General features: G+C 68.2%; 1 protein-coding gene. It reads left to right on the forward strand.

Translation table 11 applies throughout. The features are described 5' to 3' along the window. The coding region (locus OR16_RS39275; RefSeq protein ID WP_006165116.1) for a DUF6537 domain-containing protein at positions 1-261 on the forward strand (261 nt) is incomplete at both ends.

Raw genomic sequence — 261 nt, forward strand, 5'->3', positions numbered from 1 at the left:
GTCGCTCACCGGCAAGCTGCGCAACACCGCCGAAGGCGCCGAGGTAGTCAAGCTGCCCACCTCCTCCGGCGCCCTGCTGGAGAAGCTGATCGCGCACCGCGCCGAGCACCTGACTGCCTATCAGGACGCGGCTTATGCGCAGACCTTCCGCGACGCGGTCAACCGTGTACGCGCGGCGGAAAGTGCGCTGGTCGGCAGCGGCAAGCCGCTGCCGCTGACCGAAGCGGCGGCACGCAATCTCGCCAAGCTGATGGCCTACAA

It is taken from the genome of Cupriavidus basilensis OR16 (assembly GCF_000243095.1).
Lineage (GTDB): Bacteria > Pseudomonadota > Gammaproteobacteria > Burkholderiales > Burkholderiaceae > Cupriavidus > Cupriavidus basilensis_D.